The following is a 20,116-nucleotide window of genomic DNA, read 5'->3' as shown; positions in this document are numbered from 1 at the left end:
TTCATGGTAAATATGGTATCTCACTTTTATTATATTCGTATTTTTCACAGATAATTTTAAACTGATTTTCAGTTAATAAAATAACATGTAAATCATTTCCTTCGTAAAGTAAAAAGAACTTTTCATTACTATTATGTTTTTTCAATAGTTCATTTATTTTACTAAAGAATCTTCTCGGAGCAACATCCCAAAAAGTATAATTTTCTATATCATATTGAGAATAAAGCATTATTTCTTCTTCATTGATGAAAATCGTGTTATTAAATTCGATTTGATCACTTTTACGAATTGAAATTTCAAAACTTCTTTTTTTTAATACTTTATTTAGATTAGGCAGAAAAAAATCAAAACTAAATTCTGCTAGTTCCTCGGCATCAACATGAATTAATCTATAAATATCTTCATTGTAAATATCAAATTTATTAATTAAGTTATGTTTAAGAGAATCTAATTTTTGAGAATCTGAATAGATTAGAAAATCATTTTGATAAAGTTCTTCACCAAAATTTCGATTATTTGCAACTGCTTCTGTTGGAACTTTGTAGTTGTTTTTTTTATTAGAACAACCTAAGAGGAAAAATGAAATAAAAATTATAAATAATTTCGTCATATAAAAGTCATTTTTTAAAACTCCAACACACCCTTCGCTTTCATAAAATCCGTAATCAAATAGCCAATTAATTTTCCGATTAATTGTGGATTTTTTTCATCGGATAAATCGGGGGCACCTTCGCAAATGTGTAAGTAAGCCGCATTAGCATGTTGACCAAAATGATGAATAAATTGACGGGTTTGTTCCACCGAAAATCCACTTGGGGTCATCGCACTGCTTGCAATATTAGGCAAAGCATCCAAATCGATTTCTATTCCAAAAAAGTCATTTTTGATGAAGGTCAGGGCTTGATTGAGTTCTTGCTCAAAATTTTTGACTTTTCGAATGGCAATTTCGTCATAGGTATTAAAACGAACACGGTCTTCTAGATCTTTTAATCGCAACAACACATTTTTGGAAGTATAACTTTCGTGTAAACCGTATATAAAGTATTTCTTTAAAAATCCTTCGTCAAACGCATAAGAAAATCCATTGCCACTATGTCTTCCTTCTAAAATTCTAAAATCAGAATGAGCATCGAGATTCACAGTATTAATTGGTTTTCCTTTCGCTAAAGCAGTTCCTTTTATATTTCCATAAGCATTGTTGTGTCCGCCTCCAATAATAATCGGGATTTTTCCGGCTTTTACGATGGTAAAGACGATATGAGAAACTTCTTTATCAATTTTTTCTACCAGTGAGGAAAAGGTTTTACGGTCGTCTACATTATGAAAATTTAAATTTTCTGCAATTTTCATATCATTTTTCACATCCAATGACCCCAGAATCAATAGCTGACTACCTTTGCAAAAGCGATTGTGTTGAATGTTAGCAATACTACTAATAGCACTTTCCCAAGCTGAAGCGGCACCGGGTCGACCAAAATTAGCCCGAACACCTATGTCTTCCGGAATGCCGAATAAAACAAACTTAGCCTTGCATTCCGTTAAAAAAGTTACTGTGTCAACTCCTTTTGGAATCGTAAGCATTTTTTCGCCAAATTTTATCTCACCACTTCTATGATTGGTTATTCTTCCCAAATCAATGGAAGTAAACGGAACAAGGTTTTCCATAAAAAAAATATTGCATTCAAAAATACTATTTTTAAATAAATTACGTTAAAAAATTGCATATCGAATCTAAATTAAAATTAACTTTGCCTAAAATCAACTTAAAATGGAAAACCAAAACAACAACAATTCAAAACTAAAGGCGATAATACTCGTATTGTCACTTTTGCTCTTAGCCAGCTTGGGCTATATGTTTAAAATGAGTTCTGATGCTAAAAAAGTAGAAACAGAATTATCTTCTGTTACTGTTGAAAAAGAAACAGCTTTAGCTGATTTGGCTCAGTTGAAAACTACCTACGATGCAGCCATTGCAGAAAACACATCGATGTCTGAAGAATTAATTGCAGAACGCGACAAAGTGGTAAAGTTAATGGAAGAATTGAAAAAAGCTAAAGTTGACGCTGGAATATTAGCCAGCTATAAAAAACAAATTGCTAATTTACAGTCAAAAATGAATGATTTGATTCAAGAAAATGAATCTTTGAAAAAAATGAATCAGGATTTAACTACTGAAATTGACAGCACTAAAACAATTTTAGTGGAAGCTCAACAATACAATCAAGTATTGACCGGTCAAAATGAAGAATTATCTAAAACCGTTGAAAAAGCTTCTAAATTATCCATCTTAAACTTAAAAACGGGAGCTTATAAAGTAAAAAGTTCCGGTAAAGAAGTAGCTACAGAACGTGCTCGACGTGCTGATATTTTGAAAGTAAGTTTTACCATTGCTGAAAATAAAGTGGCTAAATCAGGTGATAAATCGTATTATATTCAAGTAATTGACAGTAAAAACAATGTTTTAGGCGAGAAAAAACTAATTGAATTTGGTGACCAATCCTTGACCTATAGTTTTATTACAACCGTTCAATATGAAAACAATACCGTAAATGTTTCAGAAAACCTTCCAGGTGAAAACTTTGAAAAAGGGACTTACTTCGTAAACATTTTCGATAAAGGTGAATTGGTTGGAAAAACAAGTTTCACATTGAAATAAGAATAATTTTAATAGAAGATAAAAGGAGCAATGTAATGTTGCTCCTTTTTTTATTAAATAACTTTTCCCTCAATAATCACACTTTCAATCAAATTACTTCCAAACTCATAAGGTAATTGATAGAAGGAATGAATGGGTTTTGTAATGATTATATTGGCTTTTTTACCTTTGGTAATACTTCCGTGTGAATCTGAAATTCCCATTGCATACGCACCATTTATCGTTGCAGCATTAATGGCTTCTTCCGGAGTCATTTTCATTTTGATACAAGCGGTGGCTACTACAAAATTCATATTTCCTGACGGTGTTGTTCCCGGATTATAATCGGTTGCTAACGCTAATGGTAAACCGGCTTCCATCATTTTTCGAGCCGGTGTGTAAGGAATACTGATAAAATAGCTACATGAAGGTAAAGCAACCGGCATGGTTTCCGATTTTTTTAGGACTTCAATGTCTTCGTCGGTTACAATTTCTAAGTGGTCAACCGTTAACGCCTTGTGCTTCACACAAGCAGCAATGCCATTGATGGCTGTGAATTGATTGACATGAATTTTTGCTTGCAAACCGTATTTTTTTCCGGCTTCCATGATGCGTTCGGTTTCTTCAACAGAAAAATAGCCGGTTTCTAAAAAGGCATCAATGTAATCGGCTAGGTTTTCTTTCGCAATCTTCGGCAACATTTCATGGATAATCAAATCGATATAACCGGAATGATTCGCTTTAAATTCTTTTGGAAAAGCATGAGCTCCCAAAAAAGTAGCTTTGATTTTAATGGGATAATTTTCTGCCAAACGTCTGATTACACGAAGCATTTTAAGTTCACCTGCTATAGTTAATCCATATCCCGATTTGATTTCGATGGCTCCGGTGCCTAATTGCATTACTTCTTTTAAACGCACTTCCGATTGTTTGTAAATTTCATCTTCCTCCGTTTCATTGAGCTTTTGAGCTGAATTTAAAATTCCACCTCCGCGATTGGCAATTTCTTCATAACTCAATCCATTAATTCGGTCTACAAATTCCTGCACCCGATTTCCGGCATAGACCAAGTGAGTATGACTGTCGCACCAAGAGGGTAAAACCACTTTCCCGGTGGCATCTATAATTTTTGCATCGGGTAGTGTAGGGCAATTATCCATTAAACCAAAATCAGTAATCAAATTATTTTCAATCAATAAAAAAGCATTTTTCAATAAGGGTAAATTTGCCATTTCTTTTCCGGAAACTTTCTGAATTCCAATTTCTCTGATTTGAATAAGCTCCTTGATATTGATGATGAGTGTTTGCATGAATAAAATATTTTCTGTAAAAATAGAATGAAAAAATTAAATCCCTTAATTTTATAAAAAATATAACCGTGAAACGATTAAAATATAAAAAAGGAAGAAAGGTTCAACCCAATCATTTTGAATATACCGGACAACACATTAATCAACCGATAGAGATGCAATTGTTTTTGTATAATTCAGAATCTTATACTGAAACAAAAAACCTTCATTTAGATAAAGTTGAAATTGATGAGTTATTGACTTCTCAAGATGTAAAATGGCTCAATGTGCATGGTTTGCATGATGGTGAACTCATTAAACGAATAGTCGAAACCATCGGTGTTGACGGTTATATCGCCGGTGATATTTTAAATGTGGCCAAACGTACCCGAATGGAAGAGTTGGAAAATGCTTTGTTTTTCAGTATTAAATCCATTTTACCGGAAAAAGATACCAATGTAAGAGTTGAACAAATCAGTTTTCTTTTAAAAGATAATTTATTGATTTCCTTTCAGGAAAAAAGAGGAGATTTTTTCACACACATTCGCGAAAGAATAAAAACCAATACCGGTTTAGTCTGCAAAAGACGAAATGATTTTTTGTTGTATTTGATGTTAGATGCTGTCATGGAAAATTTCTACATCACTATAGAAAAATATGAAGATATCATAGAACAACTTCAAATAGAGGCAAAAGTAAACGAAAGTCAAGATGTTTTGGTTAGAATTGAAAAATGCAGTGAAGATTTAAACTATTTGAAACGATCGATTATACCATTGAGAGATTCACTGTTTAATTTAAAATCGATGCAGGATGATGATGATTTTAATGGTATTGAAAAAACTACTTATAGCTTTTTTTCCCGACTGCATCAAAAAAGTTTAGAACTTTTAGATCAAATCGATTATGATATTAATTCCTTAGAAAGTGCTTCCAGTTTTTATTTTTCTGCACAAAGTCATCGGATGAATGAAATCATGAAAACGCTAACAATTGTGTCAGTTGTGTTTATTCCGCTTACATTTATTGTTGGGGTTTATGGAATGAATTTTGAAAACATGCCGGAATTAAAAGCTCCCAATGGCTATTTCATCACATTGGGAGTTATGTTTTTCCTGGTACTGGGTATGATCTATTATTTTAAACGCAAAAAGTGGTTCTAATTGACTGTAAAAGTGTAAAATCCGTTAGGGGCATTTATTGCAGTTGTGGCAATGGTTAAAAATGTGGAACGGTTGGCACTTTCTGAAATGATATCAAAATTAGTACCGTTAAATCCACTAAAAAAAGCAATTCGATATTGTCCCGATTCCGTTAATACGATTCCGCCTCTGTATTCATAAGCTTCTGTTACATCATTGTAAAAAGCAACTCCTGTAACATAATTGCCAATGCTCATTTCACCTTTATTTTCAATAAAATTACTACCGATTGCAACATTTTCCCATTCACCGTTAACTTGTTTTTCTAATCGATATAAAAAACTAAAGGTTTCTGAATTAGTTGTTCTGTAAACATCCAAAGGAGTTGTTTGATTTGGTTCAGCTAAATACCTTGAAAAAGTATCAGTATTCAACCATAGAACGTCATTCACTTCAAAACTGGGTTGAACTTCAATCGTAACTAAGCCCGGAATGGTGGTGTAAACCGCATTATAAAACTCTTCATCTTCTTTGCTACAAGAAATAGAAAGAGTTAATAAAACAAAAAGTAAAGTATATTGTAATGTTTTCATAGTAAATTTATTAAAATCGATACCCAATATTAACACCAACCCGTGGAATGATATCTGGACTTTCACCATTGCTGAACAAGTTTTTTCCCATTCCTACAAAAATGTCTATACCTAATTTTTCTTTAATGTAAAATTTGTGTCCAACAGCAGCTCCAATGGCATAATCGGAGTAATCTTTTTGAACAGCTTCATAATAACCGTTGTTATTTTGATCTAATAATCGTTCTAATTCGCGGTACTTACCTTGATTGGCAGAAACAAAAACTTCTACAAAATAATAGCGAATCTGACTTTTAGATAAGGAATAACGAACAAATGGAATGATTTGATATTCTTCTAGCGTTCTGTTTTTGCCTCTCTCAAAATCTTCTTCTCTAGACTTGCTTTGGTTAAAATTACCACTGATTCCAATTGAAAAATCATCACCGAGAAAACGTTCATAACTCACATGAATTTTTCCTAAAGCAACGATAGAAACAACATCAAACTTTATTTCATTTTTACCCAAGTTAAACGTATTATTTTCCTGTGCAAATGAAACCTGTGTGAAAACTAAAAAGATAAAAATATATTTTTTCATTTTTTGGGGTTTAATGATGTAAATATATGAAAAGCTTGGTAGGAAAGAAAAAAAATAACCAAAATCTCTTAAAACATTTAGTTGAGCGTTAAAGCACCTAAAATTTCTTCCGACATAAACGGCCCACCGGGATAACGAGCCGTGTAATCTAAATTGAGCCAAATTTGACCCCGCTCATCAATGTGGTAGTGAATTTCTTTGTTTTTACTTTCGGTAATGAACAGTACTTCTTTGATGAGATATACTGCTGCTTCTAATTCACTTTTTTGTCCCACTAACATTTCGGGATAAATATGACCTCCCGTGTGAATGAGTCGTGGTGTACCACCAACCGCACGGATACAGGCGGCCATCAAAATTGCATGATCATCGCAATCACCCGAAAAATGAATTAAACTTTCTGTAGCATGAGCAATATATTCCTGTCCTTTGGGGTCGTTTACATAGTTCCAACGGTTTCGGATTTCTTTAAATACTGCAAAACACTGTATCATTTTTCGATGTTCGTGTTGACCTTTTATATCTTTAAAATGTAAAGTAGTTGCAGTCAAAGCAAAATTTCTTACTTTTGGGTGATTATATTCTATGGCGTTGACAATCTGATTTTTGTTTGGAAATGGCAGTAGTTTTGAAATAACAATGTCTTGCGGATTCGGATTTTCTGTCATCGAATAAATCATATAACCATAATCCTGAAAAACAGATTCAAATCCATATCCGCTGAAAACGGTACCATAAATTAAAATAATCAAATAGGTGACAATACCCAGAATTAAGATGGTTCGAATGAGTCGTAAGATGAGTTGAATCAAAATTAAAAGAATAATCCCGATTAGAATTCTATCAATATTAAAAAACCAATCCGGATCTTTTAAATTTTGATGAATGATGATAAAAATTGGAATGGCAATCAGTACGTTTAAGACAAAAATAATCACATCATCCCAAGGTCTTTTAACTTGAAATTTCGTTTTTAATTCTTGGTACTTAAGTGTTCCGAATAGATTCATTTACATAGAAACGGCAAAATACTAAAAGCAATGCACGATTTCTGCAAAAGTACTTTTTTTATCGATAAGACTTAGCTCAAATAACTGATTTTGAATTTTGTTTAACGTTTCCGAAGTGATATTTTTTTGCGACCATTTGGTTTGGGATAACCATTGGTTGATATCCTCTGTTTTTTGGTTGTATCGCTCAGCTAAGGTGCGATTGATACTGGGAATATCTTTAAATTCAGCAGTTGTGGCATTGATGATCTCTAAAATCAATGTGATGGTTTGTGGATATTTTTCAAGCATTTCATTTCGAACCGCAATCACAAAACATGGCCATGGAGTAGGGCAGTCTGCAACTCTCCGAAAAGTGCCGTTATCAACCAAAGGTTTGGTCATGAACTTTTCCCACATGAAATAATCGGCTTTTCCATTCGATAAAGCTTCCACCGCACCATCAATCGTGTTGACAATTTCAAACTGCAAATTAGTAGTGTTCCAACCTTCATTTTGAGCATTGACAATAGCCATTAAATGCGAACCGGACCCCATTCGGCTAATGGCTACTTTAGTGTTTTCTAAGTCTGAAAGCGTTTGATACTTGGATTTAGCATCCATATGTATTCCCCAAATTAAAGGGCTTTCCACATAAATTTGAACAATTTTAGAAGGATTTCCGGCCGTAATGTCTTTCACAATTCCTTCGGAAAGAATCACCGCAATATCGGTTTCGCCATTACGAAGCATTTGGCACATTTTTCCAGTTCCTTCGGGAACGTCGGTCCATTGTAAATCAATACCGGCTTCTTCAAATTCACCGTTTTCAAGACACAAATGCCAAGGTAAGTTGAAATGTTCGGATACGCCTGCGATTTTGATGGTTTTCATTTTTTGGTTTAAAAGGTTAAAAGTTTAAGAGTTTATAAGTTGCCACCACTTCCAAATCACGCCATCTTTATCCAGATAATCTTCCATAAATTGAAACCCCACTTTTTGTAAAACATGGTTAGAAGCTCCGTTTTGAGCATGTGTGTAAGCGTGCATAGATTGGATGTTCATTTGATTAAAACCATAATCCAGCCATGCAATAGAGGCTTCAGTGGCATAGCCTTTTTTCCAAAATTTTTCATTTAAGCGATAACCATAATCGTAGAAATTAGTATTGCCGTTTTCTACATGGTCATTCACAAATTTAATGCCTGTCCAACCAATGAATTCACCGGTTTCTTTCAAAATGGTGGCAAAACGCCCAATTTTATTGTCCACATATTGTTTTTGCACCATTTCAATAATCTTGAGGGTTTCGCTAATTTCCTGAGTAGGACTTTGCCACAAATAGCGATGTACGTTAGGATTATTATCCATTTCAAACATGGCTTCGGCATCGCTAAGTTCAAGAGGTCGAAGGAGTAGGCGATTGGTTTCGAGGATTAAATTCATATTTTTTTAAAACTAATTGAAATAATTAACAAAATTCTGAAATATTTGTTTATGTAATAATTGACACATTTACAAATAGACTCATTGTCACATTACTCCGCCAATTTATCCAACGAATATTCAATCAACGCATCCACTGCTTTATATGGATCTTCACTAAATGTTCCGGTGACTCGATTGGCAATAATCGCATTCAACGATAAACATTCGTGTCCTAATAATTTTCCTAAACCATAAATGGCTCCGGTTTCCATTTCTAAATTGGTCATTTGAATACCGTTGTATTTAAAAGAATCCATTTTTGAATTTAGGTCTGCATCTTGAATATTCAAACGTAAAACACGTCCTTGTGGGCCATAAAATCCACCTGCTGTTCCGGTGAAACCTTTCTTAATCTCGTTGCTTTCAAATTTTTTAAGTAGTGAGTTACTTCCTTTAATCACATACGGACGCCCTTTTCGTAAATCCCAATCCGTTTGTTTAATGAAGGCTTCTTCAATATTTTTTTCGGAAATGGAATCAATCAAATAGGAGCGAAGCATGTTGTCTAATCCTAATCCGTAAGCACTCATCACAAAACTATCTACCGGAATATCAGCTTGCAACGAACCGGAAGTTCCAATGCGAACAATGTTTAACGATGTTAATTTGTCTTTAATGGTTCTGGTTTTTAAATCGATGTTCACTAAGGCATCCAATTCATTCATCACAATATCAATGTTGTCAGGACCTATTCCAGTGGACATGACCGTGATGCGTTTGCCTTTGTACATTCCGGTTTGCGTTTTGAATTCTCTTTTTTGGGTGGAAAATTCAATGGAATCAAAATGTTTGGTGATTTTTTCTACACGATTTTGATCCCCCACAAAAATAATATCGTGTGCAATTTGTTCCGGCAATAGGTTGATGTGGTAAACACTGCCGTCGGGGTTGAGTATTAATTCGGATGATGGTATCATTTTTTGAGGTGCTAAGGTGCTGAGGGACTAAGGTTCTAAGGTAAATTTAATATAACTTTAAACTTGAAACAAAAAATCATCCTCCTACACGTTTGGTTTTAAATCCTTTATCTTTTAAAAATTGCATTATTTTATCACGGTAATCACCTTGAATGATGATTTCTCCGTCTTTGAAACTGCCACCAACAGCAAATTTACTTTTTATTTCTTTGGCTAAGATTTTGAAATCCTCATCCGTTCCTTCATAGCCTGAAATAATGGTGGTTGGTTTGCCTTTTCGTTTTTCGTATTGACAAATCATCGGTTCTTTTTGAACGTATAATTCATGCGGCGAGTCATCAACTGGTTCCGGTTCGTTGGAGGGTTGATGGTCGGGGAAGAGTTTTTTTAGTTGTTCGCTTAAGTCATTCATTCTACAGGTTCTAAGTTTCTAAGGTTCTGAGGTATTGAGGTTTTTGATTATCCACTATTAAACCTTAGTGCCTTAGCTACTAAGTACCTCAGAACCTTCACAAATCAAAAAAGACATCAAGCCAAAACTCAATGTCTTTCTTATATGAGTTACTATTAATTATTTCTTAATCAATCCCAAATCAACCAAACGTTCATGCAAGAACTCTCCGGCTGAAATGTCATCGTATCGTTTTGGATTATTTTCATCAATGCAATCTTCCAAAACATCCAAACGCATATCGCTCACCGGATGCATGAAGAACGGAATGGAATAACGCGAAGTTCCCCATAATTCTCTAGGCGGATTGACCACTTGATGAATGGTCGATTTTAATTTGTTGTTGGTATGACGAGATAACATATCACCTACATTAATCATCAATTCATCCGGTTCGGCCATCGCATCAATCCAATCACCATTGTGGTTTTGCACTTGTAATCCTTTACCTTGAGCACCCATTAATAACGTAATCAAGTTGATGTCGCCATGAGCTGCGGCCCGAACGGCATCTTTTGGTTCATCTGTAATGGGTGGATAATGAATCGGACGTAAAATACTGTTACCGTCTTTGATGTATTTGTCAAAGTAAAACTCATCCAAACCTAAATACAACGCTAACGCTCTCAACACATAAACACCTGTTTTTTCCAACATTTGGTAGGCTTCTTTACCTACTTCATTGAACTTTGGCAATTCAGTAACTTCTACATTATCAGGGTATTCTCCGACGTATTTTGAACCTTCACTTACATACTGTCCAAAATGCCAAAACTCTTTTAAATCACCGGCTGAACGACCTTTGGCATGTTCTTTTCCAAAAGAAACATAGCCTCGTTGACCACCAATTCCCGGGATTTCATACTTGGCTTTTGTCTCTAAAGGAAGATTAAAAAAGTTACGTACTTCAGCGTACAAATCTTCCACTAAACGATCATCTAAAAAATGACCTTTGAGGGCTACAAACCCTATATCTGAATAAGCTTTTCCGATTTCATTTACAAATTTTTGTTTGCGTACCGGGTCATCCGATAGGAAATCACGCAAGTCAACACTAGGAATTTTTTGCATAGTAAATTATTGTTTGTTAATAACTCAAAGTGAGTTGAATGCTTGTAAATACAAATGTATATAAATATTTTAGATTGCAAAATTGAAAGTTATCAACACTCCTGAAAACGTTTTATAAAAAAGTATCACAAAAGAAGTTGAAATTGTTATTTTTTGTACTTTTGGGAGCGTTTTTAAACCACCAATACTATGCTTTTCGACAGAAAAAATCTCTCTGACACTACTTTACTTGATTTATATATTCGCTTGTTAAAACCCCGTTTGATTGAAGAAAAAATGCTCATTTTGCTTCGTCAGGGTAAGATTTCCAAATGGTTTTCGGGTATTGGACAAGAGGCGATTTCTGTTGGAATTACATCTGCATTGGAGAAAGATGAGTACATACTTCCGATGCACCGTAACTTAGGTGTTTTTACTACTCGTGATATACCGTTGAAACGTTTATTTGCTCAATGGCAAGGGAAGAAAAGTGGCTTTACCAAAGGACGTGACCGTTCGTTTCATTTTGGGACACAAGAATATAAAATCATCGGGATGATTTCGCATTTGGGTCCGCAATTAGGTGTGGCAGATGGGATTGCTTTAGCCAATAAACTCAAAAAGAACGGTAAAGTTACGGCTGTTTTTACCGGTGAAGGAGCTACCAGTGAAGGTGATTTTCACGAAGCGTTAAACATTGCTGCCGTATGGGAATTACCGGTTTTGTTTGTGATAGAAAATAACGGGTACGGTCTTTCTACGCCTACCAATGAACAATATCGCTGTACGCACTTAGCCGACAAAGGTATTGGGTACGGTATGGAAAGTCATATTATTGATGGTAATAATATCTTAGAAGTATTCACAAAAGTTTCGGAATTAGTAGCTTCTTTACGAGAAAATCCAAGACCTGTTTTATTGGAATTTTTAACCTTTAGAATGCGTGGGCATGAAGAGGCGAGTGGAACAAAATATGTGCCACAGGATTTAATGGACGAGTGGGCAAAAAAAGATCCGATTGATAATTACAAAGAATATTTAAAAGAAATTGGCTTACTCACTAATGACTATGATGAAGCCATAAAAATGGCCTACAAGCAAGAAATGGATGAACACATTCGTCTCGTTTTTGAGGAACCGGATTTTGTAGCTGATTTAAGTGAAGAGTTAAATGATGTGTACAAACCATATGATTTTGAAGAATTTACACATTCTAATACAACTGAAAATATTCGAGTGATAGATGCGATTACCCAAAGTTTAAAACAATCTATGGAACGCCACCCGAATTTGGTGATTATGGGACAAGACATTGCGGAATACGGTGGGGCTTTTAAAGTAACCGATGGCTTTGTGAATTTATTTGGTAAAGAACGCGTCCGCAATACACCGATTTGTGAAAGTGCAGTGGTTTCTGCCGGTATGGGATTATCGATTAACGGACACAAAGCGATTGTAGAAATGCAGTTTGCCGACTTTGTTTCCACCGGTTTTAATCCCATTGTCAATTTATTGGCCAAGCAACATTACCGTTGGAATGAAAAAGCCGATGTAGTGGTGCGTATGCCCTGTGGTGGAGGCACTCAAGCCGGACCTTTTCATTCGCAAACCAATGAAGCGTGGTTTACCAAAACACCCGGTTTAAAAGTGGTTTATCCTGCGTTTCCCTATGATGCAAAGGGATTATTAAATACGGCTATTAACGACCCGAATCCGGTGATGTATTTTGAGCATAAACAACTATATAGAAGTATTTATCAAGATGTACCTACCGATTACTACACGATTCCGTTTGGGAAAGCAGCGTTGTTGAAAGAAGGGACAAAAGTGACCATTATTTCTTTTGGTGCCGGTGTACATTGGGCTTTGGAGACTTTATCCAAGCACCCGGAAATCAGTGCTGATGTATTGGATTTACGTACGTTACAACCCTTAGACACAGAAGCAATTTACAAATCGGTTAAAAAAACAAACAAATGTATCATTTTGCAAGAGGATACTATTTTTGGAGGGATTGCCAGTGATATTTCAGCTATGATTATGGAAAATTGTTTTGAATATTTGGATGGTCCGGTGCGTAGAGTAGGCAGTTTAGAATCGCCTATTCCTTTTGTGAAAGCTTTGGAAGAACAGTATTTACCGAAAGAACGATTTGAAAAAGAATTGTTGGAACTGGTGGCGTATTAGTTGTCGGTTGTCTGATGACGGTTTTCTGTTGTCTGATGACGGTTTTCTGATTTAGGGAGTATTATTATTTTAAATTGTAAAAAAACGAGACTGATTTGCTTGGTTTTCATGTTTGTTTTCTTTTGGAGTTGTAGCGAAAAAACTGCTTCAGAAACAAAGATTGGCATTTTGCCGTATGCAGATTTTCCAAAAGCCAAAACAGATACCATTTCAAAAATTATTCAAAAATTTTACAACGTTCAAACCGTTATTTTACCTAATATATCGCATGATATTTCAACTTTTACGAATGTAAAATCACCACGTTACAGAGCGGATAAAATTATTCAACTTCAAAAGAAAGGCCTTCCTGATTCGTTGGATTACCTCATTGGTTTAACCGAAAAAGATATTTCCACAACCAAAAAAGAAAACGGTAAAATAAAAGAACCTGCAAACAAATACCAAGATTGGGGCATTATGGGTTTGGCCTATTGTCCGGGAAATAGTTGTGTCGTTTCAACCTTTCGTATTCAGCATCAAAACAAAGCAGTTCATTTTTCCAGATTGAAAAAAGTGGCGGTGCATGAGTTTGGTCACAACTTAGGCTTGCCCCATTGCTCGGATAAAAAATGTGTGATGACAGATGCCGTGGAAAGTGTTGCCACCATCGATAACGCTCAACTTGCGTTGTGTAAAAATTGTCAATATCAATTGAAATAAGTACTTTTATGGTTTCAAGAACACCTTCATGCAAATCGGTACAATTTTCCTTCATCATTATTCATCTCCGGTTGGCGAGTTTATTTTAGGCGATTATAACGACCAATTGTGTTTGTGTGACTGGCAATACCGCAAAATGCGTAAAGAAGTGGATAAACGCCTTTTAAATGGCTTACAAGCCACTTTTGAATCACAATCAACACCTTTGCTTCAAGAAACAGTTCGGCAGTTAGAAGCTTATTTTGATCAAAAGTTAACGCATTTTGATTTACCGCTACTTTTGGTGGGAACCGATTTTCAACAATCGGTTTGGAAAGCTTTACAACAAATTGAGTATGGCAAAACGCAAACCTATCTTGGTTTAGCTAAACAATTAAACAATCCCAAAGCCATTCGGGCGGTTGCCTCTGCCAATGGTGCCAATGCGATTTCAATTATCATTCCTTGTCATCGCATAATTGGAAGTAATCAGGAATTGGTGGGGTATGCGGGTGGATTAACGGTCAAGCGTAAATTATTAACGTTGGAACAGAGCTATAACTACGTAATTGAATTCTAAAATACTAGAGGAAATTAAGGATGGGTAATTGTATATTTATTTGTATCAATTTAAACCGCTTTTATTCTTGCTTTTTTTTATAAACATCTTAATCTTTAAAAAAAAGATTATTAAATTAGCAAAAAAGATGTATATGGACAATATTGCTAATTTAAAAGAAGCTTTACAATTTTCCCCAACTAATATTCCATTAAAAATGTTGTTGGCAAATTCATTATTTAGACTCTATCGATTCGATGAAGCTAAAGAACAATTCAAAGAAATAATTAATATTGATTCAACAAATATTGAAGCTAAAATTGGACTTTCAAAAATCTATTTTAATAACAACGAATTTTCCAAAAGCATTGTGATTTTAGATGATATTTTAAAAAATGATCATTTAAATGTTGAGGCATTACTGCTTTACACAAAAGTACTAGTTAAAGAAAATTCGATTTCAGAGGCTATTGTTTATTATCAAAAAATACTCAGCATTACTCCTTCATTTAAAGATGAAGAACTAGATGCTGTGTTGAAAATTTCAAATGAAAATTTAAACATTATTGAATCGGAAGATTTTGAAGAGGGAAAATCATTTTTTACCACAAAACCAAAAGTCAATTTTGAACATGTAGGAGGCATGTATGAAGTAAAAAAAGAAATTGAATTAAAAATTATTCATCCTCTTAATTTTCCTGATCTTTATAAAGCGTACGGTAAAAAAGCAGGAGGTGGGATTTTACTATATGGTCCTCCTGGATGTGGCAAAACGTTTATTGCCAAAGCCACTGCAGGTCAAATCAATTCAAATTTTATTTCGGTTGGTTTGAATGATATTTTAGATATGTGGGTAGGTAACAGTGAAAAAAACCTTCATGAAGTCTTTGAATATGCCAGAAAGAACAAGCCTTGTGTATTATTTTTTGATGAAATTGATGCGTTAGGAGCAAGTAGGAGCGACATGAAGCATTCAAGTAATAAAGTTTTAATAAATCAGTTTTTGCAAGAATTAGATGGGGTAGATACTAATAATGACGGCGTTCTAATTTTAGGAGCAACCAATGCACCATGGCATTTGGATAATGCTTTTAGACGACCCGGTCGTTTTGACAGAATCATCTTTGTTCCGCCACCGGATGATGTAGCAAAAGCTTCCATTTTAGAGATTAAATTGAAAGACAAGCCAACCGATAAAATTGACTTTCAAAAAATAATTAAATCACTACAAGATTTTTCAGGGGCAGATATTGAAGCGGTTATTGATATTGCTATAGAAGAAAAATTACAAACGGCATTTAAGACAGGAATTCCAGAACCAATTTCTACTTCAAATTTAATTGATGCTTCTAAAAAGCATCGTCCGAGTACAAAAGAATGGTTTCAAACGGCGAAAAATTTTGCTTTATATTCCAACGAATCTGGATTGTATGATCCTATTTTAGCCTTTTTAAAAATAAAAAAATAGTTCAAAATGACGGAACAACTGATGGAAAGAGCTTCACTTCTTTTTGAACAACAAAGATATAAGGAAGCAGAAAAAAGCATTCGGGAGGTTTTAATGATAGAACCTGATAATATTGCCGGCTTAAATTTATTGGCGGAAATAAAAATCCAAAACGAAGAGTATGATGATGCCTTAATGATCATTAATAATGCCATTGGTATCGTTCCGGATTATGATGTTTTATATTACACAAAAGCAAGAATTTTATTAAATCAAAATAAAATTAAATTAGCCTTAGAGGCTTCTAAAGAAGCGTTGTCTTTAGATCCTTATGATCCAAATAATCATGCACTTTTAGGATTAACTCTAAATCACAGCAAGCAATTTGAAGATGCATTAAATGCCGCAAATGAAGCATTGGAAATAGATGGTTCTCATATTTTAGCTTTAAACGTTAGAAGTACCGCTCTTTTAAAATTAAACAGAAAAGAAGATTCTTTTTCAACGATCGAAGGAGCACTGAATGAAGACCCTAACAATTCCTATACACATGCTAATTTTGGGTGGGGATTATTAGAAAAAGGAGAGACAGATAAGGCTCTAGTTCATTTTAAAGAAGCATTAAAAAATGATCCAAATTCGGAATTTACTCAAGCCGGAATGGCAGAAGCGTTGAAATCAAAGTACTTAGTATACAAATGGTTTTTAAAATATTCTTTTTGGATGAGTAATTTAACCTCGAAAAATCAATGGATATTCATCATTGGATTCTATTTGATTTCTAGAGTTTTACGAAGTGTTTCTGAATCCAACGAAGCACTTCAACCGTATTTGACACCCGTTATCATTTTGTTAGCGATTTTTGCATTTTCAACTTGGATTATGCAACCGTTGAGTAATTTACTTTTTAGACTTAATAAATTTGGCAAACACTTACTCACAACGGATGAAATAAAAAGCTCTAATTTGGTTGGAATAAGTATCATAGTATTAATGATAGGATTAGTTACCATGCTGTTCAATGTAAACTTTGGTGCTGCTTTATCAGTTTTTGGTTTTACATTGATGATTCCTTTGAGTAGACTATTTGATAAACCAACTTCGTTTTTTCTTTCCTATGGAATAGGTATGCTACTTGTTGGTTGTATTGCTCTCTTTTCTGTATTTATGACCAATGAACTTTTTAATTCATTTTCAATTATTTATTTGGTTGCTTTCATTGCTTTTCAATGGTTAAGTAATTATTTTACTATCAAAAATTAAAAAAAATAATCATGAAACAACAAGATTTATCCAAACTTACTGTCGATGAACTTAAAACAAAATCTAAAATACTAAAAATTTCATCAATAGTTATTTTGGTTGCTATGGCAATTATGCTCATTAGCGGCATATTTTTTATGCTAAAAATGAAAAGTCCGGTTTTAACTTTTTTACCCGTAGCATTTTTGCCTCTAGTTATTGTATTTTCTAATCAAATAAAAAGCATCAAAGAAGAATTAAACAAAAGAGAAAACTCTCCCAATTAAAGGAGAGTTTTTTTAACTATTGCTTTTTCCGATATGTCATTGTGATTTCCATCACATATTGCATTCCAACCACGGGTGTGTTTGCATTTATGATTTTATCAAAACCTTGCGGATTCAAACCATCATAATAGAATGTTTTACTTTTTCGCTCTTCTTGTCTAATCACGTGTTTATCGCTGTAACGTGAATTGTTGGAATAACTAAGCTCAGATGTTTCAAATGCTTGAAAAGTTTTGTATTGCGAGGTAGGCGACAAGGCTACAAAGCTTATTTGTATCGTTGGTTCATCTTCGGAACCTTCCTCAATATGTTTGCTCATTTGATTTTTTCTAATTTGAAGTAATTTATGAGCCTCCTCAAACATTTGTTCGTAGATTTTATCGGCGTTCAGGTTTACATAATCAACTTTAATAATGTTATGAATTTCAAAATCGGACGCTTTCTCAACTAAATCATCAAAAGAAACTTGATTGGAAAACCGAAGAATCACATTCTTTTTTATTTCAAAACCGGCATCCACCTGATTCACTTTTACTTGTGAACCTTGAGTTTCTGATACGTAATCGTAAATTTTATTTTGAGTAATAAAATCCACGTACATTTCATCTTCTTTGATGCCCAAATTTTTGGCAGCTGATTTAAAACCCTGAATTCGTTGATTAATTTTTGCATTGCATTCCTTCACCGATTTTGCTTCTTGATTTAAACCAAAAGTGACGATGTATGCATCTGTTTTTACATTATTTAAAATTTTAATCCGATAAACCGCTTCGTTTTTGGTTTGTGAAACTCGCTGATGTTCACCATTATTCAGTTGATAAACAGTAGAATTGTATTTTTCACCACTTCGATACAGTTCATTTGCACCGTGCTGAGCACTGCTAATTGATAAAGAAAAAATACCAAGTAATACGAAAATTGTTTTCATTTTTTTTGATTTAAAAGTTTATAATGCAATAGTAGTTTGCCGTTCTCAAATTAGATTAGCAAAACCACTTTCAACTGATTGTAATTGGTTTTCTAAACATTTACAGTAGTTTTACAGTATCGAATTAAAAGCGTATTTTTATTTTCGAATTCAATTTTATGATGAACGAATCACAATTATTTCAATTATTGAAAAACGAAATGCTATTGAACTATCAAAAGCATTATCCTTATTTTCAAGGAAATTGGAAACAATTCAGTTCGCAAGACATTCAAAATTTAATAGATTTAATTGAAGATAAGCAGAATCAACGCATTAGTGAAAAATGGATTTACACGCATTTAAAACCGGAAACCAACGAGAAATTACCACGAAAAGATATGTTGGATATTTTGAGTCAGTTTTGTGGATTTTCAGGTTGGGATGAGTTCGTTTTTAAACATAAAAATGAAAATACATTTGTTCAAACCACTAAAAAGAAAAGCAATTATTTTTGGTTAATAGGAGTAGGGTTGATGATTGTTCTTTTCATTTTCATGTGGATGAATAAAACGGCAACAGATTCAAAAACCATTGAAATTCAAGATGAATTTACGCAAGAAAAAATTGCTGATGAAGATGTGAAAGTTTATCAAATTGATGACGATAAAAAAGTTCCTTTAAAAGTAGAAGACGGAAAAGCTACCTTAGAATCTGTTTCACAGGAGACCAAAATCAGAGTAGAAAGTCCGTTTTACAAAAAAATGGAAGTTGAAGTGGCAAAATCAAATACAGAAAACCAAATTCTTTTGATGCAACCTGACGATTATGCCTTAATACTTAAAGCATTTATGCAATCAGACATCAAAGATTGGCAAACTCGAAAAGTACAATTACAGAAAATTCTAGCCGATGATTTGGAGGTTCTCGTGATGCTACCCAACAATTTAGGAGCTGAATATTATAACAAAAAAGAGTTTTCAGAAAAATTAATAATTCCAACATCAACCATCAAAAAAATGAGGATTTTAGAAATTAAAAATAATTCAGAAGATCAAATTCAATTCATTCGAATTAAACAGGAATAAATATGAAAATCAATTATTTACTTTTCGGATTACTTTTTTTTTCCTTTTTTGGATTTGCACAAAATGCCGGTTTTTCAAAGAAAAGTATGAAAGCAAACTTTTCTGCTGAAACATTGCAAGCCTATCAAGAAAGTTCTTTTTCTAAAGTAAATGATTTTTATGAATATGCTCAATTGCTAACAAATCCAACTATTTCAAACGATTTAAAAGAAGAAATCATAACGGCTATTTTTTCTCTTTACAAGGAAAACTATAATGCATCGATAATAAATTTTCTATCATCAGAAAAAGAAAAAATTTCACTCGCTGAATTTTTAAAACTCCTTGAAAATGAAAAAAATATTCAGTTTAAAACCAAAAAAAAGAAGGAAAAAGTTCAATTTTTCAATGATTATTGGATAAATCATTATTATTTAGAAATAGAACGAAATAAGCAAATCACTATCGTAGAAATCAAACAGAAGGTTTTTTTTTCTGAAAATTTAAAATCATTTGGCGAAAACCAAAAAGAGGTTTGGAGTGTTTATTTGGGAGAGATGAAATGATAATTTAGAAAATTCTTGTTTAAACAGACTTTGAATTTG

Annotated in this window: 22 protein-coding genes; 10 read left to right on the top strand and 12 right to left on the bottom strand. The window is 33.6% G+C overall.

What is annotated here, in order from left to right:
• Position 1 precedes the first annotated feature (1 nt).
• Both EQG68_RS07350 and EQG68_RS07345 read right to left on the bottom strand, forming a co-directional pair.
• A complete protein-coding gene (locus EQG68_RS07350) occupies positions 2 to 610 on the bottom strand; it encodes a hypothetical protein (protein WP_129464163.1) in 609 nt (202 codons plus the stop codon).
• Between the two features lie 14 nt (positions 611 to 624).
• Entirely contained in the window at positions 625 to 1,665 is a 1,041-nt protein-coding gene (locus EQG68_RS07345) for a formimidoylglutamase (RefSeq protein WP_129464162.1), read from the bottom strand.
• A 103-nt stretch (positions 1,666 to 1,768) separates the two neighbouring features.
• Here EQG68_RS07345 and EQG68_RS07340 point away from each other — a divergent pair, with 103 nt between their 5' ends.
• On the top strand, positions 1,769 to 2,656 hold the full coding sequence (locus EQG68_RS07340) for a hypothetical protein (RefSeq protein WP_129464161.1): 888 nt from the start codon (positions 1,769 to 1,771) through the stop codon (positions 2,654 to 2,656).
• 53 nt (positions 2,657 to 2,709) lie between these two features.
• Here the strand turns inward: EQG68_RS07340 and hutI are convergent, their stop codons facing one another.
• Entirely contained in the window at positions 2,710 to 3,945 is a 1,236-nt protein-coding gene (hutI, locus tag EQG68_RS07335; RefSeq protein ID WP_129464160.1) for an imidazolonepropionase, read from the bottom strand.
• Positions 3,946 to 4,013: 68 nt separating this feature from the next.
• Between hutI and corA the strand changes: the two genes are divergently transcribed.
• Positions 4,014 to 5,087, top strand: coding sequence for a magnesium/cobalt transporter CorA (corA, locus tag EQG68_RS07330; protein ID WP_129464159.1), 1,074 nt, complete (start codon positions 4,014 to 4,016; stop codon positions 5,085 to 5,087).
• Here corA and EQG68_RS07325 read toward each other — a convergent pair.
• The 8 genes from EQG68_RS07325 to EQG68_RS07290 form a co-directional block, all read right to left on the bottom strand.
• Complete coding sequence (locus EQG68_RS07325) at positions 5,084 to 5,659, bottom strand: hypothetical protein (RefSeq protein ID WP_129464158.1); 576 nt, start codon at positions 5,657 to 5,659, stop codon at positions 5,084 to 5,086. The genes corA and EQG68_RS07325 overlap by 4 nt on opposite strands.
• Positions 5,660 to 5,669: 10 nt before the next feature.
• Positions 5,670 to 6,239, bottom strand: a complete 570-nt coding sequence (locus tag EQG68_RS07320; RefSeq protein ID WP_129464157.1) for a DUF3575 domain-containing protein — start codon at positions 6,237 to 6,239, stop codon at positions 5,670 to 5,672.
• Between the two features lie 77 nt (positions 6,240 to 6,316).
• Complete coding sequence (locus tag EQG68_RS07315) at positions 6,317 to 7,249, bottom strand: transglutaminase domain-containing protein (protein ID WP_129464156.1); 933 nt, start codon at positions 7,247 to 7,249, stop codon at positions 6,317 to 6,319.
• A gap of 21 nt (positions 7,250 to 7,270) precedes the next feature.
• Positions 7,271 to 8,122 (bottom strand): substrate-binding domain-containing protein, encoded by an 852-nt coding sequence (locus EQG68_RS07310; protein ID WP_129464155.1) that lies wholly within the window; start codon positions 8,120 to 8,122, stop codon positions 7,271 to 7,273.
• Between the two features lie 24 nt (positions 8,123 to 8,146).
• Entirely contained in the window at positions 8,147 to 8,674 is a 528-nt protein-coding gene (locus EQG68_RS07305) for a GNAT family N-acetyltransferase (RefSeq protein WP_129464154.1), read from the bottom strand.
• A gap of 92 nt (positions 8,675 to 8,766) precedes the next feature.
• Positions 8,767 to 9,633 carry a nucleoside phosphorylase gene (locus EQG68_RS07300; RefSeq protein ID WP_129464153.1) on the bottom strand — a complete coding sequence of 289 codons (867 nt, stop codon included), beginning with the start codon at positions 9,631 to 9,633 and terminating at the stop codon, positions 8,767 to 8,769.
• A 76-nt stretch (positions 9,634 to 9,709) separates the two neighbouring features.
• Positions 9,710 to 10,045, bottom strand: a complete 336-nt coding sequence (locus EQG68_RS07295) for a translation initiation factor (protein ID WP_129464152.1) — start codon at positions 10,043 to 10,045, stop codon at positions 9,710 to 9,712.
• A gap of 159 nt (positions 10,046 to 10,204) precedes the next feature.
• Positions 10,205 to 11,155, bottom strand: a complete 951-nt coding sequence (locus EQG68_RS07290; protein WP_129464151.1) for an isopenicillin N synthase family dioxygenase — start codon at positions 11,153 to 11,155, stop codon at positions 10,205 to 10,207.
• Positions 11,156 to 11,344: 189 nt separating this feature from the next.
• On the opposite strand from EQG68_RS07290, the gene EQG68_RS07285 reads away from it, so the two are divergent.
• From EQG68_RS07285 to EQG68_RS07260, 6 genes are all read left to right on the top strand, one after another.
• Complete coding sequence (locus EQG68_RS07285; RefSeq protein ID WP_129464150.1) at positions 11,345 to 13,321, top strand: alpha-ketoacid dehydrogenase subunit alpha/beta; 1,977 nt, start codon at positions 11,345 to 11,347, stop codon at positions 13,319 to 13,321.
• Between the two features lie 108 nt (positions 13,322 to 13,429).
• Positions 13,430 to 14,023 carry a matrixin family metalloprotease gene (locus EQG68_RS07280; protein ID WP_129464149.1) on the top strand — a complete coding sequence of 198 codons (594 nt, stop codon included), beginning with the start codon at positions 13,430 to 13,432 and terminating at the stop codon, positions 14,021 to 14,023.
• Between the two features lie 28 nt (positions 14,024 to 14,051).
• Positions 14,052 to 14,582, top strand: a complete 531-nt coding sequence (locus EQG68_RS07275; protein ID WP_129464148.1) for a methylated-DNA--[protein]-cysteine S-methyltransferase — start codon at positions 14,052 to 14,054, stop codon at positions 14,580 to 14,582.
• 133 nt (positions 14,583 to 14,715) lie between these two features.
• On the top strand, positions 14,716 to 16,029 hold the full coding sequence (locus tag EQG68_RS07270; RefSeq protein ID WP_222845205.1) for an ATP-binding protein: 1,314 nt from the start codon (positions 14,716 to 14,718) through the stop codon (positions 16,027 to 16,029).
• 6 nt (positions 16,030 to 16,035) lie between these two features.
• Positions 16,036 to 17,271: a tetratricopeptide repeat protein gene (locus EQG68_RS07265; RefSeq protein ID WP_129464146.1), complete on the top strand. Its 1,236-nt coding sequence runs from the start codon at positions 16,036 to 16,038 to the stop codon at positions 17,269 to 17,271.
• A gap of 11 nt (positions 17,272 to 17,282) precedes the next feature.
• Positions 17,283 to 17,537, top strand: a complete 255-nt coding sequence (locus EQG68_RS07260) for a hypothetical protein (protein WP_129464145.1) — start codon at positions 17,283 to 17,285, stop codon at positions 17,535 to 17,537.
• 16 nt (positions 17,538 to 17,553) lie between these two features.
• On the opposite strand, the gene EQG68_RS07255 is transcribed toward EQG68_RS07260, so the two are convergent.
• Positions 17,554 to 18,465, bottom strand: a complete 912-nt coding sequence (locus EQG68_RS07255; protein ID WP_129464143.1) for an SIMPL domain-containing protein — start codon at positions 18,463 to 18,465, stop codon at positions 17,554 to 17,556.
• A gap of 158 nt (positions 18,466 to 18,623) precedes the next feature.
• Between EQG68_RS07255 and EQG68_RS07250 the strand changes: the two genes are divergently transcribed.
• Positions 18,624 to 19,532 carry a hypothetical protein gene (locus EQG68_RS07250; protein WP_129464142.1) on the top strand — a complete coding sequence of 303 codons (909 nt, stop codon included), beginning with the start codon at positions 18,624 to 18,626 and terminating at the stop codon, positions 19,530 to 19,532.
• 2 nt (positions 19,533 to 19,534) lie between these two features.
• Positions 19,535 to 20,077 carry a hypothetical protein gene (locus tag EQG68_RS07245; RefSeq protein ID WP_129464140.1) on the top strand — a complete coding sequence of 181 codons (543 nt, stop codon included), beginning with the start codon at positions 19,535 to 19,537 and terminating at the stop codon, positions 20,075 to 20,077.
• Positions 20,078 to 20,116: the final 39 nt, after the last annotated feature.

It is taken from the genome of Flavobacterium piscinae (assembly GCF_004122145.1).
Classification (GTDB): Bacteria; Bacteroidota; Bacteroidia; order Flavobacteriales; family Flavobacteriaceae; genus Flavobacterium; species Flavobacterium piscinae.
This window is presented reverse-complemented; position numbering and strand designations above follow the sequence as displayed.

Coding starts and splice junctions, on each gene's coding strand:
- EQG68_RS07350 (WP_129464163.1), bottom strand. CDS start 610: ATGACGAAATTATTTATAATTTTTATTTCATTTTTCCTCTTAGGTTGT.
- EQG68_RS07345 (WP_129464162.1), bottom strand. CDS start 1,665: ATGGAAAACCTTGTTCCGTTTACTTCCATTGATTTGGGAAGAATAACC.
- EQG68_RS07340 (WP_129464161.1), top strand. CDS start 1,769: ATGGAAAACCAAAACAACAACAATTCAAAACTAAAGGCGATAATACTC.
- hutI (WP_129464160.1), bottom strand. CDS start 3,945: ATGCAAACACTCATCATCAATATCAAGGAGCTTATTCAAATCAGAGAA.
- EQG68_RS07325 (WP_129464158.1), bottom strand. CDS start 5,659: ATGAAAACATTACAATATACTTTACTTTTTGTTTTATTAACTCTTTCT.
- EQG68_RS07320 (WP_129464157.1), bottom strand. CDS start 6,239: ATGAAAAAATATATTTTTATCTTTTTAGTTTTCACACAGGTTTCATTT.
- EQG68_RS07315 (WP_129464156.1), bottom strand. CDS start 7,249: ATGAATCTATTCGGAACACTTAAGTACCAAGAATTAAAAACGAAATTT.
- EQG68_RS07310 (WP_129464155.1), bottom strand. CDS start 8,122: ATGAAAACCATCAAAATCGCAGGCGTATCCGAACATTTCAACTTACCT.
- EQG68_RS07305 (WP_129464154.1), bottom strand. CDS start 8,674: ATGAATTTAATCCTCGAAACCAATCGCCTACTCCTTCGACCTCTTGAA.
- EQG68_RS07300 (WP_129464153.1), bottom strand. CDS start 9,633: ATGATACCATCATCCGAATTAATACTCAACCCCGACGGCAGTGTTTAC.
- EQG68_RS07295 (WP_129464152.1), bottom strand. CDS start 10,045: ATGAATGACTTAAGCGAACAACTAAAAAAACTCTTCCCCGACCATCAA.
- EQG68_RS07290 (WP_129464151.1), bottom strand. CDS start 11,155: ATGCAAAAAATTCCTAGTGTTGACTTGCGTGATTTCCTATCGGATGAC.
- EQG68_RS07285 (WP_129464150.1), top strand. CDS start 11,345: ATGCTTTTCGACAGAAAAAATCTCTCTGACACTACTTTACTTGATTTA.
- EQG68_RS07280 (WP_129464149.1), top strand. CDS start 13,430: ATGTTTGTTTTCTTTTGGAGTTGTAGCGAAAAAACTGCTTCAGAAACA.
- EQG68_RS07275 (WP_129464148.1), top strand. CDS start 14,052: ATGCAAATCGGTACAATTTTCCTTCATCATTATTCATCTCCGGTTGGC.
- EQG68_RS07270 (WP_222845205.1), top strand. CDS start 14,716: ATGGACAATATTGCTAATTTAAAAGAAGCTTTACAATTTTCCCCAACT.
- EQG68_RS07265 (WP_129464146.1), top strand. CDS start 16,036: ATGACGGAACAACTGATGGAAAGAGCTTCACTTCTTTTTGAACAACAA.
- EQG68_RS07260 (WP_129464145.1), top strand. CDS start 17,283: ATGAAACAACAAGATTTATCCAAACTTACTGTCGATGAACTTAAAACA.
- EQG68_RS07255 (WP_129464143.1), bottom strand. CDS start 18,465: ATGAAAACAATTTTCGTATTACTTGGTATTTTTTCTTTATCAATTAGC.
- EQG68_RS07250 (WP_129464142.1), top strand. CDS start 18,624: ATGATGAACGAATCACAATTATTTCAATTATTGAAAAACGAAATGCTA.
- EQG68_RS07245 (WP_129464140.1), top strand. CDS start 19,535: ATGAAAATCAATTATTTACTTTTCGGATTACTTTTTTTTTCCTTTTTT.